This is a genomic window from Actinomadura sp. NPDC048394 (assembly GCF_040651755.1).
GTDB lineage: Bacteria > Actinomycetota > Actinomycetes > Streptosporangiales > Streptosporangiaceae > Spirillospora > Spirillospora montaniterrae.
In genome coordinates this window covers 1-16,911 of the sequence record NZ_JBEZJL010000068.1, presented here as the reverse complement: position 1 = coordinate 16,911, position 16,911 = coordinate 1, and the positions used below count along the sequence as shown (strand labels likewise).

10 protein-coding genes are annotated in these 16,911 nt (G+C 71.8%); 6 read left to right on the top strand and 4 right to left on the bottom strand.

Features of this window, described 5'->3' with window-relative positions; all coding sequences use genetic code 11:
- The first annotated feature begins 25 nt into the window (after positions 1-25).
- From AB0C78_RS37395 to AB0C78_RS37380, 4 genes are read left to right on the top strand one after another with little or no spacing between them, the layout of a single operon-like run.
- Complete coding sequence (locus AB0C78_RS37395) at positions 26-3,670, top strand: phage resistance protein (RefSeq protein ID WP_360757577.1); 3,645 nt, start codon at positions 26-28, stop codon at positions 3,668-3,670.
- Positions 3,667-6,318 (top strand): BREX-2 system phosphatase PglZ, encoded by a 2,652-nt coding sequence (pglZ, locus tag AB0C78_RS37390; RefSeq protein WP_360757575.1) that lies wholly within the window; start codon positions 3,667-3,669, stop codon positions 6,316-6,318. Before AB0C78_RS37395 ends, pglZ begins: the two co-directional genes overlap by 4 nt.
- A complete protein-coding gene (gene brxD, locus AB0C78_RS37385) occupies positions 6,318-7,670 on the top strand; it encodes a BREX system ATP-binding protein BrxD (RefSeq protein ID WP_360757572.1) in 1,353 nt (450 codons plus the stop codon). The genes pglZ and brxD overlap by 1 nt, the downstream gene beginning before the upstream one ends.
- Positions 7,670-9,754 (top strand): DEAD/DEAH box helicase, encoded by a 2,085-nt coding sequence (locus AB0C78_RS37380; protein WP_360757570.1) that lies wholly within the window; start codon positions 7,670-7,672, stop codon positions 9,752-9,754. Before brxD ends, AB0C78_RS37380 begins: the two co-directional genes overlap by 1 nt.
- A 50-nt stretch (positions 9,755-9,804) precedes the next feature.
- On the opposite strand, the gene AB0C78_RS37375 is transcribed toward AB0C78_RS37380, so the two are convergent.
- Both AB0C78_RS37375 and AB0C78_RS37370 read right to left on the bottom strand, forming a co-directional pair.
- Complete coding sequence (locus AB0C78_RS37375; protein WP_360757567.1) at positions 9,805-11,730, bottom strand: DUF2075 domain-containing protein; 1,926 nt, start codon at positions 11,728-11,730, stop codon at positions 9,805-9,807.
- 228 nt (positions 11,731-11,958) lie between these two features.
- Positions 11,959-12,315, bottom strand: coding sequence for a nucleotide pyrophosphohydrolase (locus AB0C78_RS37370; protein ID WP_360757564.1), 357 nt, complete (start codon positions 12,313-12,315; stop codon positions 11,959-11,961).
- A 373-nt stretch (positions 12,316-12,688) separates the two neighbouring features.
- Between AB0C78_RS37370 and AB0C78_RS37365 the strand changes: the two genes are divergently transcribed.
- On the top strand, positions 12,689-13,483 hold the full coding sequence (locus AB0C78_RS37365) for an SGNH/GDSL hydrolase family protein (protein WP_360757562.1): 795 nt from the start codon (positions 12,689-12,691) through the stop codon (positions 13,481-13,483).
- On the opposite strand, the gene AB0C78_RS37360 is transcribed toward AB0C78_RS37365, so the two are convergent.
- Positions 13,443-14,606 (bottom strand): Cmx/CmrA family chloramphenicol efflux MFS transporter, encoded by a 1,164-nt coding sequence (locus tag AB0C78_RS37360; RefSeq protein WP_360757559.1) that lies wholly within the window; start codon positions 14,604-14,606, stop codon positions 13,443-13,445. The two genes, AB0C78_RS37365 and AB0C78_RS37360, sit on opposite strands and share 41 nt — an antisense overlap.
- 273 nt (positions 14,607-14,879) lie before the next feature.
- On the opposite strand from AB0C78_RS37360, the gene AB0C78_RS37355 reads away from it, so the two are divergent.
- A complete protein-coding gene (locus tag AB0C78_RS37355) occupies positions 14,880-15,689 on the top strand; it encodes an amidohydrolase family protein (RefSeq protein WP_360757557.1) in 810 nt (269 codons plus the stop codon).
- A gap of 21 nt (positions 15,690-15,710) precedes the next feature.
- On the opposite strand, the gene AB0C78_RS37350 is transcribed toward AB0C78_RS37355, so the two are convergent.
- On the bottom strand, positions 15,711-16,739 hold the full coding sequence (locus tag AB0C78_RS37350; RefSeq protein ID WP_360757555.1) for a lysylphosphatidylglycerol synthase domain-containing protein: 1,029 nt from the start codon (positions 16,737-16,739) through the stop codon (positions 15,711-15,713).
- Positions 16,740-16,911 lie beyond the last annotated feature (172 nt).

The following is a 16,911-nucleotide window of genomic DNA, read 5'->3' as shown; positions in this document are numbered from 1 at the left end:
AACGTTTCGCGAGTTGAGAGAGCCGATGACCAAGCTGCTACGCGATCTGATCGACATCCCCGAGCGGGTGCACTCCGGGGACCTGGTGCTGAAGCTGACCGCCGGGATCGCCGATCACCATACGGTGACCGAGTACGTCGTGACGCCGCAGCTCGCAGAGTCGTTCGACCGGGCGCTGGGCATCGTGCAGTCGGCCGTGGAGACCGGGACGTCGCACGCCGCCTACATCGACGGATCGTTCGGCTCCGGTAAGAGCCATTTCATGGCGATGCTGCACGCGCTGGTGAAACACGACCCGGACGCGCGCAGCAAGGAACTGCTGCGCCCGGTCGTCGACAAGCACGACACCTGGCTGACCGGCCGCAAGATCCTCCTGGTGCCCTATCACCTGAGCGGTTCGGCGACCCTCGCCTCGGCCGTGCTCGGCGACTACGTCAAGCATGTCGCGGCACTGCACCCGGACGCTTCCCCGGCACCGGTGTACCGCGACGACCTGCTGCTGGAGAACGCCAAGAGGCTGCGGGCGTCGATGGGGGACGAGGCGTTCCTGGCCGGGCTGCCGTCCAAGCAGGACAACAAGTGGGGCACCCCCACCGGCTGGACGGCCGGCACGCTCGAGGCCGCCCTGGACGCACCGCACGGCGACCCGCAACGGCAGAACCTCGTCGCCGACCTGCTCGCCACGCACCTCGGGGCGTACCGGCAGGCCGTCGCCGGGGACGCGGGCGCCTTCGTCCCGCTCGACGAGGGCCTGGCGATCATCAGCCGGCACGCCAAGGAGGTCCTCGGCTACGACGCCCTCATCCTGCTGCTGGACGAGCTGGTGCTGTGGCTCAACACCCACCTCGCCAAGCCCGACTTCGTCGCCGAGCAGGCCAGCATGGTCGCCAAGCTCGTCGAGGCGGCGGACTGGCGGCGGCCCGCGCCGATCATCAGCTTCGTGCCGCGGCAGCGCGACCTGCGCGAACTCGTCGGGCGGGACGTCGCCGGCGCGCAGCAGACCTCGCTGTTCGACACGCTCAAGCACTGGGACGGGCGCTTCGACTTCATCAAGCTCGCCGACGCGAACCTCCCCGAGATCGTCCGGCAACGGCTGCTGAAACCGAAGGACCAGGCGGCCGCGGCCGAGATCGAGGCCGGGTTCGAGCGGATCACCCGGGCCCAGGCCCAGGTGTGGGAGGCGCTGCTGGACTCCCAGGGCGGCGGCACCGACCAGGCCGCGTTCCGGTCGGTCTACCCGTTCAGCCCGGCGTTCCTGCACACGATGGTCGACATCTCCAGCGCGCTGCAGCGCGAGCGCACCGCGCTGAAGCTGATGCTGCAGCTGCTCGTCGACCACCGCGACACGCTGCCCGCCGGGCAGCTCGTCCCGCTCGGCGCGATCTTCGACGTGCTGCTGACCGGCGGCGTCGACCCGTTCAGCGACAAGCTCCGATCGGAGTTCGACCAGGCGAAGAACTTCTACCTGGAGCGGCTCCGGCCATGGCTGCTGGCCCGGCACCGGCTGGACGAGGAGAAGGCCGCCGCGCTGCCGCCCGCGCACGCCTTCCGCGGCGACGACCTGGTCGTCAAGACGCTGATGCTCAAGGCGCTGGTGCCGAACGTCCCGGCGCTGAAGACCCTCAACCCCGGCCGGCTCGCCGCGCTCAACCACGGCTGGATCCCCTCGATGCTGCCCGGCCGGCAGGGCGAGGTCGTCCACAAGACGCTGCGCGACCTCGCCAGCGAGTTCGGCGAGATCCGGCTGCACGGCGAGGGCAACCCCACCGTGGACGTCGCGCTCATCGGCGTGGACACCAAGAGCATCCTGGACAAGGTCCGCAACGTCGACGACGACGCCGCCAAGCGGCGCCTGCTCAAGGAGATCCTCTGGGAGGAGCTGAAGGGGGGCGACACCGAACCGTTCGTCAGCCGCCGTGCCGTCACCTGGCGCGGCACCTCCCGCGTCGTCGAGCTGGTGTTCGCCAACGTCGCCGACCCCCGGACGTCCGCCGAGGTGTTCGCGGCCGAGGAGCCGGGCGCGCTGCGGGTCATCGTCGACTACCCGTTCGACGACGTCTACGGTCCGGCGGAGGACCGCAACCGCGTCGAGGAACTGCGGGCCGACCCGCGCCGCGCCAACCTGACCACGCTGTGCTGGCTGCCGTCGTTCCTGTCCGCCGACCGCCTCTCCGACCTCGGCGAGCTGGTCGTCATCAAGCACATTCTCGAACGCGACCGGTTGCGCGAGCAGACCCCGCTGCTGACCGAGGAGGACCGCTACCACGCCCGGACCCAGCTGGAGAGCCGCCGCAACGCCCTCGACACCAGGCTCCGGGACGTCCTGAAGAAGGCGTACGGGCTGGCCGCCCACGACGACGCCGACATCGGCCAGCAGATCGACCAGCACATCATGGGCATGGACGCCGCCGTCGACATCCGCCCGCCCGCCGCCCTCGGCTTCGACGCGGCGCTGGAGCACATCTGCGGCAAGCTCCTCGACCACCGCTACCCCAAGCACCCGAACTTCGCTCCGCCGGGCAAGCAGACCCCGTACCGGCTGAAGGACCTGCAGACCGCGCTCGGCGCCATCGAGCAGGCCATGGAGAACGACGTCCGCCGGTACGAGCCGCCGACCGCCGACATCCCGACCATCCGGCGCATCGTCAACCCGCTCGACCTCGGCGCCATGGGCGAGGCCGCGCTCGTCCTCAACGACAACTGGCCGATGGCGCTCGACCGGCGCGCCGCCGCAGCCGGGGCGGGGGCAGGGGACGTCACCGTCGCCCAGGTCCGCGGCTGGATCGAGGAGGAGCAGCCCGGCCTGCCGACCGACGTAGCGAACGTAGTGGTCTGCGCGTACGCGCTGATGCGCGCACGCGCGTGGGTGCGCGGCGGCCGCGTCGTCCCGCAGCCGGACGTGAAGAACATCCCCGGCGACTACGTGCTGCGGCCCCAGGAGCTGCCGTCAGCCGAGGAGTTCGAGGCGGCCGACCGGCGCGCCCACGAGCTGTTCCAGCTGGGCCGGCAGCAGGTGCGCAGCCCCCGCTCGGTGCACGCGCTCGCCGACCAGCTGCGCCGCGCCGCCGGGCCGCTGCTCCCGGACACCGAGGCCCTCGTCACCGAACTCGAGCGGCACGCCGAACTCCTCGGCCTCGGCGACGACGACCGCACGACGACCGCCCGCACGGCCCAGCGGCTCATCGAGGACCTCGTCGGCAAGGAGGACACGCCGCTGCTGCGCTCGCTCGCCGGCTTCGGCCTCGGTGACGTCCAGCCGACCGCGCTCGGCGTCACCCTGCGCGAGGCCCGCTCCGTGTCCGAGGCGCTGGCCAGGGCCGACTGGCAGGTGCTGGACCGGCTCACCACCCTGGTCGAGGGCGGAGGGGACAAGGCCGAGCGGGCCGCTCTCATCATGGACCGGCTGCGCGCGGTGGCCCGCCGCGACGAGCAGGCGGCACCCCTCGCCTCCGCGCTCGCCGAGGCGCGGCAGAGCACCCTCGATCTCATCATCGTGGACCCCGGCCCCGACCCGGTACCGCCGCCGCCCCCGCCGCCGGACCCGGCCCGGGTCACGGGACAGGCGCAGGTGCTCGCCGAAGGGCTCGACGGGGTCGTCGAGCGGATCCGCACCGCCATGGCCGAGCGCCCGGGCGCGGAGTTCGAGATCACCTGGCGGAGCCTCCCGTGACCGTCACACCGGCCCGCCGCGCCGCGCCGGTCGCCACCCCGGGGATCGTCAGCGCCGAGGTCAGGCGCGCCCTGCGCCGTTCGCCCGGCGGCGGAACGCTCTTCCTGCGCGCCGCCCCGGAATGGCGCGGGCCCGGCGTCCTGCACATCGACGGTGCCAGCGCCCAGGTGGCACCGTGCGCCACGCTGCTCGCCATCCTCGACGCGGTGTCCACCCGGACGACGGACTACCTCGTGGTGCTGTCGCCCTTCGAGCGGCGAGAACTCGGCGACACCCTGCTCGCACACGCGATCGGGCACGACATCATCGCCGTCAACCGCTGGGACCTGGTACGGCACGCGTTCGGCGCCAAGCAGCTCGACGCGCGGCTCACCGCCCCGCAGAACGCCTGGCTGTCGGACGCGCTGCTGGAGGCCCAGCCGGACGGCGGCTGGCCCAAGATCAAGGGCGCGCTCCTCGACCTCGACACCGCGCTCGGCGAGGTCGCCTCCGCCCGGCTCGGCCTCGACGGCACGGGCGACGCCGCCGGGCTGCTGGAGTGGTCGGAGGAGCTCGCCGCCGTCGCCCGCTTCACCGCGCTCGCGGAGCAGGAGCAGCAGGGCATCGCCGAATGGCTCGGCCGCAGCATGGGGGCCGTCGCGGACGTTCTGTTCCGGCTCGTCAGGGCCGGCCACGCCGCAGACGCCGTCGCCGTCGGTCTGATCGTCGGAATCCTGTTCGGCACCGGGACGAAGGAACGGCGGCATGCGGTCCTGGCCGCGCGGGTCCGGGCGGAGCGGCTCTTCGGCGGGGCCCTTCCGGAGATCCCGGCACTGACGGCGTTCGCCGAGGCGTCGGAGTCCCTGCTGCTGCGCCGCATCGAAGCCGACAGCGCACGGGCCGAGCCGATCCTCGAACGGGCGCAGCGACTCCTGGACGAACTCCAGGTCGGTGACCTGGCCGATACCAGCAGGATCCTGGAAGCCGGATACCTTCTGCGCCTGCACACCCTGATCGCCGCGGTCGACGAGGCCGTCCCCGTCCCGCGGCCTGCCGACGTTGCGGCGGTCGATGAGGCGCTGGCCGAACTCACCGCTCACCACTTGCACGACGTCCGTCCCGAGACGGGAACGGCCGTCATGGCGGCACGGCTCGTCCGGTGGCTGGCCCAGGACCCCGAACCATCCGGGTCCCTTCGCGAGCACGTCGACCGGCATGTCCGGGAACTGGCCTGGGCCGACCGTGCCGTGACCCGCATCCGCTACAGCGGCCAGAACGGCTACGGCGGCCTCCTCGACGCCGTACGCGCGCGACGCGACGCTTTCGACAAGGAGTTCGCCGAACGGCTGGCCGCCTGGAGCGGCGTCTCCGGCACCGCCGGCGAACTCGTCCTGGTGGAGAACCTGCTGGCCGCGATCGCCCGGCCCGTCACCGCCGAGATCGCCCCGCTGATCGTCGTCATCGACGGGATGACCGCCGCGATCGCCGGCGAGATCGCCTCCGAACTCGCCGCCGCCGGCGGCCGGTGGACCGAGATCGGCCGGCACGCGCAGGGCCGCGAAGGCGCGCTCGCCACCGTCCCGTCCATCACCGCCTTCTCCCGTACGAGCCTGCTGTGCGGTGACCTCACGGCCGGGCAGCAGGCCGACGAGCACCGCGGCTTCCGCGACTTCTGGACGACCCGCCGGTCCGCGCTCTTCCACAAGGCCGACGTCAGGGACGGGATCAGCGACGACGTCACGGCCGCGATCGCCGACCGGGCCACCGTCGTCGCCGTGGTCCTCAACGCCGTCGACGACAGCCTCGACAAGGGGCGCGCGGACGGCGGCGCCGACTGGCACGCGAGCGGGATCGCCGGGCTCCCGCGGCTCATGCACGAGGCGTGGAACGCGGGGCGCCCCGTCGTCATCACCTCAGACCACGGTCACGTCCTCGACCGCGGCGAAGCAGTCAGTACAGTCAAGGCCGAGGCCGCACGCTACCGGACCGGGCAGCCGGGGGAGGGGGAGGTCGAGGTGTCGGGGCCGCGCGTGCTGGCCTCCGAAGGCACCGTTGTGGTGCCGTGGAACGAGCGCATCCGGTACAACGCGCGCAAGGAGGGCTACCACGGCGGAGTCTCCCTGGCAGAGATGGTCGTACCGATCGTGGTGCTGGTCCCGTCGGACCACCTCATCCCGGACGGATGGGAGAAATACAGCCAGGCCATGCACGAGCCGGTCTGGTGGACACCGTTCTCCGACCCCGCGCCGGATTCGGAATCTCGCAAGGTACCAGGGCCCAGAGCGGCCAAGCCGCGCGCCGAGGAACCTCTCTTCGACGTTCCCGCGCAGGACTCGGCGTCCGGCCGGGAGCGGACCGGCGGCATCGGCGCCCGGGTGGTCGCCTCCGAACTGTTCGCGGCACAGCGCGACCTCCTCAACCGCACCTCCGTCGACGACCGCGGGCTCACCGCGCTGATCGACGCCCTGGCCGCGAGCGGCGGAAAGCTGCCGATCGCGGTCGCCGCCCAGCGCGCCGGCCAGCTCCCCGCACGCATGCACGGGTACGTTTCCACAGTGGTCCGGCTCCTCAACGTCGACGGCTACCAGGTGCTCGCCGTCACCGACGGCGGCCGCACCGTCGCCCTCGACGTCCCGCTGCTGCGCGAGCAGTTCCTCGGGGGCGGCTGATGGCGGCGCCGGTCAGCGCGGCCCGCCGCCGCGAGGTCGTGGACGCGTTGCGCCGCGGGACGGTCCCGCAGGCGGGTCTCGACCTGTTCGCCGTCGGCCTCGGCCGGTTCGAGACCGCGATCGACGACGAGCTGGCCTCCGTCGTCTCCGGCGGCGCGGTGTTCAGGGCGATCCGCGGCGAGTACGGCTCGGGAAAGACCTTCTTCGCCCGCTGGCTGGCAGAGCGCGCCAAACGGCGCGGCATGGCCGCCACCGAGATCCAGATCTCCGAGACCGAGACCCCCTTGCACCGGCTGGAAACCGTCTACCGGCGGCTCGTCGAACGACTCTCCACCGCGTCCTACCAGCCCAGCGCACTCCGCGACGTGGTGGAAGCCTGGTTCTTCACGCTGGAGGAGGAGGTCCTCGCGGCGGGGGCCGTGCCCCTCGGCCCGGACGGTCAGCCCGACCTCGCCGTGCTCGCCGCCGGCGTCGACGAGCTGATGGAACGGCGTCTCGCCGACGTCGCCCGCACCACCCCCGCCTTCGCCGCCGCCCTGCGCGGCTACCGGCGGGCACGGCTCGCGGACGACCACGCCACCGCCGAAGCGCTGCTCGCCTGGGTGGGCGGCCAGCCGAACGTCGCGGCGAGCGCCAAGCGCGCCGCCGGCATCCGCGGCGACCTCGACCATTTCGGCGCGCTCGGATTCTTGCAAGGCCTGCTCACCGTGCTGCGCGACTGCGGCCACCCGGGGCTGCTGGTCGTCCTCGACGAGATCGAGACCCTCCAGCGGGTCCGCTCCGACGTCCGGGAGAAGGCGCTCAACGCGCTGCGCCAGCTCATCGACGAGATCGACAACGGCCGCTTTCCCGGCCTGTTCCTCGTCATCACCGGCACACCCGCCTTCTTCGACGGCCAGCAGGGCGCCCAGCGGCTGCCACCGCTGGCGCAGCGGCTGGCCACCGACTTCTCCACCGACCCGCGCTTCGACTCGCCCCGCGCCATCCAGCTCCGGCTGACAGGCTTCGACCTGCCCAAACTCGTCGAACTCGGAACCAGCGTCCGCGAGCTCTTCCGCGCCGGCGCGCGCCACCCCGACCGGGTCGCCGCGCTCGTCGACGACGGCTACGTCACCGACCTCGCCAAGGCCGTCAGCGGCGGGCTCGGCGGACAGGTGGGCATCGCCCCGCGGGTCTTCCTGCGCAAGCTGGTCGCCGACGTGCTCGACCGCGTGGACTATGTCGAAGGCTTCGACCCCCGGCGCGACTACCACCTCACACTGACCTCGTCAGAGCTCAGCGAGGTCGAACGCAACGCCGCCGCCTCCACAGTGCGGGCCGCGACCGCCGACGAGGTGGAGCTCGACCTGTGATGGACGGCCTGCACCCGTCCCTGCGGCACCACATCGTGAACGTGCTGGGATGGACGTCGCTTCGCCCGCTCCAGGAATCGGCGGTCGGGCCGGTTCTCGACGGCTCGGACGCGCTGCTGCTCGCGCCCACCGCTGGAGGCAAGACGGAGGCGGCGATGTTCCCGCTGCTGTCGGCGATGGCAGAGAAGGACTGGACCGGCCTGTCGATCCTGTACGTCTGCCCGTTGAAGGCGCTGCTCAACAATCTCCTGCCGCGCCTGGAGACCTATGCCGCATGGCTCGGGCGCCGCGTGGCGCTCTGGCATGGCGACGTCTCCCAGCCGCGACGGCAGCGCATCCTCGCCGACCCTCCGGACATCCTGCTGACCACCCCCGAGTCGATCGAGTCGATGCTCGTCAGCGTCAAGGTCGACCACACGAACCTGTTCCGAGGGCTGCGGGCCGTCGTGGTCGACGAGGTCCACGCCTTCGCCGGCGACGACCGCGGCTGGCACCTGCTCTGCGTCCTCGAACGCCTCACCCGCGTCGCAGGACGCCCCATCCAGCGGATCGGCCTGTCCGCCACCGTCGGCAACCCTGGCGATCTGCTGGCCTGGCTCCAGGGGGCGGCGGCCGAGCGGCGCGCGGGATCGGTCGTCGCGCCGGAAACCGGGGTGACCGCAGAGCCCTCCATCGAGCTCGACCACGTCGGCTCGGTCGAGAACGCGGCCAAAGTGATCTCCGCGCTGCATCAGGGCGAGAAGCGCCTGGTGTTCTGCGACTCCCGGCGGCTGGTCGAACAGCTCGGCGCCGCGCTGCGCGCCCTCGGCGTCACCACGTTCCTCTCCCACGCGTCGCTGTCCCTGGACGAGCGCCGCCGCGCCGAAGAGGCGTTCGCCGACGCCCGGGACTGCGTCATCGTCGCCACGTCCACCCTCGAACTCGGTGTCGACGTCGGCGACCTCGACCGTGTCATCCAGGTCAACGCCCCGCCCACCGTCGCCTCGTTCCTGCAGCGCCTCGGCCGCACCGGACGCCGCGCCGGATCGAGCCGCAACTGCCTGTTCCTCGCGATCGGCCGGGAGGACGTCCTCGCCACCACCGCCCTGCTCCTCCAGTGGAGCCGCGGTTTCGTCGAACCGGTCACCGCCCCGCCCGAACCGCGCCACATCGTCGCCCAGCAGCTTCTCGCCCTCTGCCTGCAGGAGAACCAGGTCGGCGAGAAACTGTGGAACGAATGGTGGAGTGACCTCGCGCCGTTCCGAGCTGCCGCACCCATCGCGCGCCATCTCGTCGAGCAGGGATACCTCGATTCCGACAACGGCATGCTGTTCATCGGCCCGGAGGCCGAGAAGCGGTTCGGCCGCATCCACTTCCGCGATCTCACCGCCGTCTTCACCGCCGCCCCGCAGTTCACGGTGCTGAGCGGCCGTACCGAAGTCGGCCGGACCGATCCCGTGCTGCTGACCGAGCGTGTCACCGGCCCCCGGCTGCTCCTCCTCGGCGGCTACAGCTGGCGCGTCACCTGGATCGACTGGAAACGCCGCCGCTGCCACGTCGAACCGGCCGAAGGCGGCGGCAAGGCAGGCTGGATAGGGACCGGTACCGGGATCGTCTCCTTCGAACTCGCCCGCGCCGCCCGCGACGTCCTGCTCGGAGAAGACCCGCCCGTCGCCCTGACCCGCCGCGCCCGAGCCGCGCTGGCCCGCGTCCGCGAGGAGCTCGACTTCAGCGTCCACCCCGGCGGCACGGTCATCTGCCGTGGCTCGTCCGGGGATCTGCGCTGGTGGACGTGGGCCGGCGACCGCGCCAACGCGACCCTGAAAGCGACGCTCGGAGACCTCGCCGACCCCACCCAGCGGATCGGCGAGAGCCACCTGCGGTTGCGCGACGACCTGCGTCCCGAGGGCTGGCGCGCGGTCGCCGCGTCACTCGCCGACCACCTGGTGCTCCCCGAGGTCGACGACCGCGCGCTGCACGGCCTGAAGTTCTCCGCCGCCCTACCCCGCCACCTGGCGGAAGCCACCCTCTCCGAACGCCTCGCCGACCTCGAGCACGCCGCCCTCGCCCTCACCGAACCGCACCGCTTCTCCACCTTCATGTGATCCCTGAGGGGCCGCCCCGCTGCCAAGTCAATGGCACGTCGCTTCGCTCATCAGGAAGGGATCAGCTTCCTGAGGAATTGCTGGGTTTCGGTGTCCACGGCGTACAGAACTGTTCCGTGAAGGCCGCGGGTGAGGAGGACTTTGTAGATGTTCCGTACGAGCTGGTTGAACTGTTCGTCGGGGACGGTCCTGGGGGATGCCTTGCCCAGCGAGGGATCCAGGTTGCCGGAGCGTTCGGGGACGAGCCTGCCACCCCTCGCCACGAGGTCGGGACCGATGATGACACCCGCCCAGTCGTATTCCATGCCCTGGGCCGTGTAGATGCAGCCGATCTGCCCGAAGCCGCCCTCTCCGGTGGCCCACAGCTGCTTCGGAGGCGCTTCGCCGACCCGCGACAACGAGTCCGCGTTCCATGGGCGTGCCCAGTCACCGATGCGCACATCGGGAACCAGGGTCTTGTCGACCCGCGGCTTGCTCCACGGCCAGCAGTAGCCGGCGGCGATCCTCGCCGACCACTGCTCCGCCAGCTTCTCGCTCAGAAAGTCCTCCATCTCTTTGGGGGACTCCGCCAGGCGGACGGTGAAATTCGGGTCAGCGGTCCAAGCCTCGGGCAGTGCGTCCTCGTTCCACGCGCCGTCCTCGTCCCCGAGGCCGAGCAGCCGGCGGACCCACAGGTCGTATTTCTCGCTCCCGCCACAGCGCCATTGCCCGGTCAGCGCGACGTGCTGGAACGGGATGGAGAGCCGTTGGGCGATCGACTTGATCGCGATGAGCGTTCCGAGCTCTCCGGGCGCGACCGTCTGGTTCTCGTCGAGGAGGAACACGGGGACGCGTGCGGCGTTGATCATCGATTCGATCTGCGGCCTGTCGCTCCGCTTCTTCCGGTCGTATCGGCTGAAGGACTTGCTGCGCGATCGGTGCGCCTCGTCAACGATCAGCACATCGATCTCGTTCGGCGGCGTCTGGGCATAGTCGAGAGTGAAGGTGAAAAGCTTCGCTCTGTCGCGTCCCTGGGCGACATGAGAACGGAGAGTCTTGGTGAAGGCGCTGGAGCCCGTGGCGTGCCGTACGCGAAGACCCTCACCGACGAGTTTCGCAAGCAACTCCAGCGCGATGGCGCTCTTCCCGCTTCCCGGACCGCCTGAAATCACCACGACTCTCTTCGAGTTGGCGTGGAAGGCGGCGTCGACGGCATGGAGGACCGCCCGGTACGCGTCAACCTGGCGATCGAGGAGTATGAAGCCGTCTCGGCCTTTCAACGCCAGGCGCGCCTGCTCGAGGAGGTCGCGTCGGGGTTCGATGCGGCTGTCGAGGAGGCGATCGGCGGCCTTCGCCCCGGACGCGGCCTCGAACTGCCCTCGAAGAAAGCGGAGGAGGTCGCCGCGGTCCGACCCGGTGAAGACGCCGATCTTCAACTCGTCGGCCAGCCCGACCAGCTTGCGCGCCTCGTGCGCGGGCATGTTGTGGAGATAGACGATTCCGCGGACCGCGTCCGGATGGTCCTTTACCGTCGCACAGAATTTGGCGATCTGGTCGCGATAGCCCCTCACCTGCAGGGCCGGGTGCTGCACCGGGCTGTACTTGGGATCCCAGACGACCTGCTTCTCGTCGCCTTCGTAGAAGTCGACACTGCTCCACTGCTTGAGTTCCACGATGATGAAGAGATCGCCGCCGGTGTATCTGTCGACGCCGGCCAGGACGACGTCGGCCTGGGAACTGGGCTTGTGCGGCATGGGGTACTCGACCAGTACCTCGACTTGGCCGAGTCCCGCGTCGAGGAGGTCCCCGGCGAGAGCGGTCAGGCTGTTGCGCCACGCTCGCTTCTGCGCTTTCCCGGCCCGGCGCCCCGACCGTTCGCTGAGGGCGGTGGCGAGGTGGTCGTCGAACGCCTGGTCGGCTGCCGAACCGGGGTTGGTGAGGGCTCTGAACAAGGTTTCAGCGGACGAGCGATATGCCGGTTCCAGTGGTGACGTCACGGATCTCCCCGCGTCTTCTGCAGTACGTACGGCAGGTATCGCCTGGGCGAATGCCAGGTCAACTGTTCGACTGACAATATAGCGCCTGATATGTCACCGAAAAGACGAAATCTCTGGGATCGCCCCGAGTGGGGATTGGGGTGGCATGGCGAATTTGTGTGCAGATGCCCTTGGCTCACGACGGATCCGACGTCGCTACGGTCGGCCAGCACCCGCCAGGCGAGGAGCTCAGGGCAGCGGGGGAGCTTTTCGGGCGGATCCCCGGTACGTGGCCACGTCGTAGCGGCTCTCGTTCTCCTCCATCTTGTCGCGGGCCGCCTGGAGCAGGTCGATGCCCAGGCTGTCGGCCAGTTGGATCGTGTAGAGGAAGACGTCCGCGAGTTCGGACCGCACCCGCGCGCCCGCCTCCTGGTCGTCCATGACCCTCGAAGATTCCTCTGCGGTCAGCCACTGGAGCTCGGCCAGCAGCTCCCCGGCCTCACCCGCCAGCGCCATCGACAGGTTCTTGGGCGTGTGGAACCTGCCCCATTCGCGTTCGGCTGCGAACGCCCGGAGGCGCTTCGCCAGGTGGTCGATGCTCGTCATTCGAGTCAGCGTACGGTCGGTCGGCTGCGCTCCGGCGCCGGTGCCCCGGTTCGCCAGACGGGTGTAACCGCGTGCTCGGTGGTCGGGGACGAGCCGATCCTCTGTCGCGATAGCCGCCGATATGCGGTAGCTCAGTGAACGGCTACTGGCGATATTGTGGGTTATGAGACCTATGGGGCTGGTGGGGTTTGGTGGCATGAGGACTCGGTTTACGAAGATGGCGGAATTGTGAAGCATCGACATTTCAATGGCGGAATGTGACGAAATAAAGTTGATCAGGTCGGGGCTTGGGGGAATGGCGGGGCGGGTATGTGGTGGGGGACTCGATTCGGTACGTCGCCCCGGAGTGCAGATGCGCCTCTCCCGCCCCTGTATGGCCGTTTTCGGTGCGGTGACCTTCGCCGCCGGCATGATCACCTGGTCCGGGTCCGCTTCGGCGGCCGGGACGAACTACGTCGCCCTCGGCGACTCCTACTCGTCCGGCACGGGGGCGGGGGATTACGACCCGGCCAGCGGGTCGTGCAACCGGAGCAACAACGCCTATCCGAAACTGTGGGCCGCGGCGAACGGGACGAGCTCGTTCACGTTCGCCGCGTGCTCGGGGGCGACGACCGCGACGGTGGCGTCGGGGCAGCTCGGCGCGCTGAGCTCGGCGACGACGCTGGTCAGCATGACCGTCGGGGGCAATGACGCCGGGTTCAGCGACGTGATGGAGACGTGCGTGCTGCATTCGGCGTCGACGTGCCAGAGCGCGGTGGCGTCGGCGGAGAGCTTCATGAAGAACACGCTGCCGGGCCGGCTCGACTCGCTGTACGGCAAGGTCCGGGCGAAGGCGCCGGGCGCGCGGGTGGTGGTGCTCGGGTACCCGCACCTCTACAAGATCGTGAGCGTGTGCGTGGGGCTGAGCAACACCAAGCGGACGGCGCTGAACGGCGCCGCCGACGTGCTCGACGGCGTCGTGAAGGCGGCGGCCGGGCGGGCCGGGTTCACCTGGTCGGACGTCCGCGACGAGTTCTCCGGGCACGAGCTGTGCTCCGGCGACGACTGGCTGCACGCGGTGACGATCCCGATCGGCTCCAGCTACCACCCGACCGCCAAGGGGCATCGGCTGGGCTACCTGCCCGCGCTCACGGGGTCGGCGAAGGCGTCGCTGCAGAACCAGACCTGAGAAGCGGCGCCGACGCCGTGGCGAGGGCGCAGGCCATGAGCAGGGCGCTCACCCAGGCGGGGGAGCGGTAGCCGTAGCCCGCGCCGATCGTGAGGCCGCCGAGCCACGGGCCGATCGTCGCGCCGACGTTGAACGCCGCGGTGGTGAGGCCGCCGGCGAGTGTCGGCGCGCCGTCGGCCAGGTGCAGGACGCGGGCGATGAGCGCGGGTCCGGTGCCGAAGGCCAGCATGCCCTGGACGAACACCAGCGGCACGGCGGCGGCGGGGGAGCCCGCGGTGAGGGCGAGGGCGGTCCAGCCGGCGGCCAGCGCGGTCATCCCGGCGACGATCAGGGTGCGCGGGTGGGCGTCGGCGACGCGGCCGCCGATCGTGACGCCGGCGAAGGAGCCGAGCCCGAACAGCGCCAGCAGCGCGGGCACCCAGGCGGTGCCGATGCCGGTGACGTGCGTCGCGAGCGGCGCGAGGTAGGTGAAGGTGCAGAACGTCGCGCCCTGGAACAGCGCGTTCGTCGCGAGGGCGGCGAGGAGCGGCCGCGAGGACAGGACGCGCAGCTCGCCGGCCGCGCTCGCGGCGGGGGAGCGGTCGTCCGGGATCGTCCGGGCGATGGCGGCGAGCGCGGGCAGCGATACGAGGGCCACCGCCCAGAACGCCGAGCGCCAGCCGAAGTGGCCGCCGAGCAGCGCGCCGGCGGGGACGCCCGCGACGCAGGCGACGGTGACGCCGCCGACGACGACGGACGTGGCGCGGGCCCGGGCGTCCGGCGGGACGAGCGCGACGGCGGCGGCGAGCGCGACGGCCCAGAACCCGGCGTTGGCGAGCGCGGCGGCGACGCGGGTGGCGAGCAGGACGGCGTAGCTGGTGGTGACGGCGCCGAGCACGTGCGCGGCGATGAAGGCGGACAGGAAGGCGAGCAGGGCGCGGCGGCGTCGCCGGCGCCGCGCGAGCAGCGACATGGCCGGCGCGCCGGCCGCCATGCCGATGGCGAAGGCCGAGGTGAGCAGCCCGGCGGCGGGCACGGACACGTGCAGGCCGGCGGCGATGCCGGGCAGCAGGCCCGACAGCATGAACTCCGAGGTGCCCTGGGCGAACACGGCGAGGCCGAGGACGTAGACGGCGAGAGGCAAGGCGGAACTCCCGAGACGGCGAACGGTGGGTGCGCTGAATCGGTGGGGGCGGTGCCGCGGACGGCCGTCAGCGACGGCGGCGGCGAGAAGAGAAGGCCCTCACGGTGACGCGATCGCGTCGGAGGGCGGCCCGCACCGCGGCGCGGCGGCCGTCGAGGGGCCGGGCGCGCCGGGGGTCAGCGTCTGTTCGCCTCCGGGCCGGACATGGGCGCGAGGCTACCAGCCCGGCGGCGCGGGCTCCACACGATAATCGGCTCGTCGAGAGGAGACGGGATGATCGTCGACGCGTGGATGCAGCACGGCACGGTCCGGTTCCTGCGCCACGAGATGCTGGACTCGCTGTGGCGGTGGACCGGGCAGAAGCCGCCGGACGAGGAGGTGCCGGTCTCGGTCACGGTCGGCGCCATGGACGCCGGCGGGGTGGACGTCGGGCTGATCAGCGCCTGGTACGGCCCGGAGGGCGCGCTCGTGAGCAACGACGAGGTCGCGTCGTTCGTCGCGCAGGCGCCGGACCGGCTGGCGGGCGTGGCGTCGGTCGACCTGCGCAGGCCGATGGAGGCCGTCCGGGAGCTGCGGCGGTGCGTGGACGAGCTGGGCTTCAAGGCGCTGCGGGTGGTGCCGTGGCTGTGGGAGCTGCCGCCGACGGACCGGCGGTTCTATCCCCTGTTCGCCGCGTGCGTGGACCTCGGGATCCCGTTCTGCACGCAGGTCGGGCACACCGGTCCGCTGCGGCCGAGCGAGACGGGGCGTCCGATCCCGTACGTCGACCAGGTCGCGCTGGACTTCCCGGAGCTGGTCATCGTGGGCGGCCACATCGGGTACCCGTGGACGGAGGAGATGGTCGCGGTGTGCCGCAAGCACCCGAACGTCTACATCGACACGTCGGCGTACACGGTCCGCCGGTACCCGCCGGAGCTCGTCCGATACATGGCGCAGGACCGGCACCACAAGGTCATGTTCGGAACGAACTTCCCGATGATCGCGCCGGAGCGGGCGCTGAGGGGCCTGGACGAGCTGGGCCTGGACGACGCGGCGCGCGAGGCGTTCCTGTCCGGCAACGCCCGCGCGGTCTTCCGGATTTAATGATCTACAACGTAAAGGCGATCACCGGCGCAGCGTCCGACAGGCGAGCACGCCGACCGGGACAGGCGCCCAGAACGTGACCGCCCGGAACACCAGCACGGCGTGCAGCGCCGGGCCGGGCGCGACGCCGCCGGCGGCCAGCGCCGCGACCAGCGCGGCCTCGGTGGAGCCGATGCCGCCGGGCACCGGCACCGCCGCGCCGGCGGTGGCGCCGGCCAGGTAGGCGGCGAGCAGCGCGGGCGCGTCGGCCGGCCCCGCGCCCGTCCCGGGGACGGCGAGTGCGCTGACCGCGAACGCGGCGCCGAGGACGAGCGTGCCCCCGGCCGACGCGGCGAGCGTGACCGCGAGGTCGCGGGGCCGCCGGCGCAGCTCGGCGAAGCCCGCGGCGGCCCGCCGCGCCGCGGCCGACCGCAGGGCTCTGCGCGCCCACGGCGCCGCGGCGGCGAGCAGGACGCAGGCGACCGCGAGCACCGGCAGGGGCGGGACGGCGCCCGCCGCACGCGCCGCGTGGCCGGCGACCGTCTCCGTCATCCGGCCGCTCCCGCCGCCGCACGCGAGCGCGGCCGTTATCAGCACCAGGCCGCCTACCGGACGCGCGGCCTGCTGCACGGCGACGGCGACGGCCGCCCGCGGCAGGGGCAGGCCACGGCACACGAGGTACCGGGTGTTGACGGCGGCGGCGCCGACCCCGCCCGGCGTGACGCGGTTGGCGGCGGCCGCGGTGAACTGGGCGAGCGTCGTCTCGCGGAGCGGGAGGGTGTGACCGGACGCGCCGCGCAGCCCGATGGCCGCGAAGACGTAGTGCAGCACCGCGGGGACGAGCAGGAACGGCAGGTAGCCCCAGCGCATGTCGCCGACGGCGGCGAGCGCCGCGCGCAGGGGCGTCGAGCGCAGGAGCGCCGGGGCGGCGACGGCACCGGCGGCGAGCAGGGCGGCGAGGCCCGTGAAGCGGGCGAGGGGCGTCCAGCGGACGAAGAGCGAGCGGGTGGCGCGAAGGCGGGGGGCCTCGGCGGACGCGGGGCGTTCGGCGCCGGCGGCGATCGTGTCCACACGGTCCGTTGTGGACCACGCGGTTGACGAGCGCGCGACGACCGTGCGCCCTGCAGGGGAATGGCCGCCGGACGTTGCGGGCCGGGCGCGCCGACCAGCGCGACGATCTCGCCCGCGCCGACCTCCAGGTCGATCTCGTGCAGGATCTGCATCCGGCCGTAGCCGGCGCAGA

Bases quoted from the DNA above. Each gene is read 5' to 3' on its own strand.
- AB0C78_RS37395 (WP_360757577.1), top strand. From the start codon at position 26: ATGACCAAGCTGCTACGCGATCTGATCGACATCCCCGAGCGGGTGCAC.
- brxD (WP_360757572.1), top strand. From the start codon at position 6,318: ATGGCGGCGCCGGTCAGCGCGGCCCGCCGCCGCGAGGTCGTGGACGCG.
- AB0C78_RS37380 (WP_360757570.1), top strand. From the start codon at position 7,670: ATGGACGGCCTGCACCCGTCCCTGCGGCACCACATCGTGAACGTGCTG.
- AB0C78_RS37370 (WP_360757564.1), bottom strand. From the start codon at position 12,315: ATGACGAGCATCGACCACCTGGCGAAGCGCCTCCGGGCGTTCGCAGCC.
- AB0C78_RS37365 (WP_360757562.1), top strand. From the start codon at position 12,689: ATGGCCGTTTTCGGTGCGGTGACCTTCGCCGCCGGCATGATCACCTGG.
- AB0C78_RS37355 (WP_360757557.1), top strand. From the start codon at position 14,880: ATGATCGTCGACGCGTGGATGCAGCACGGCACGGTCCGGTTCCTGCGC.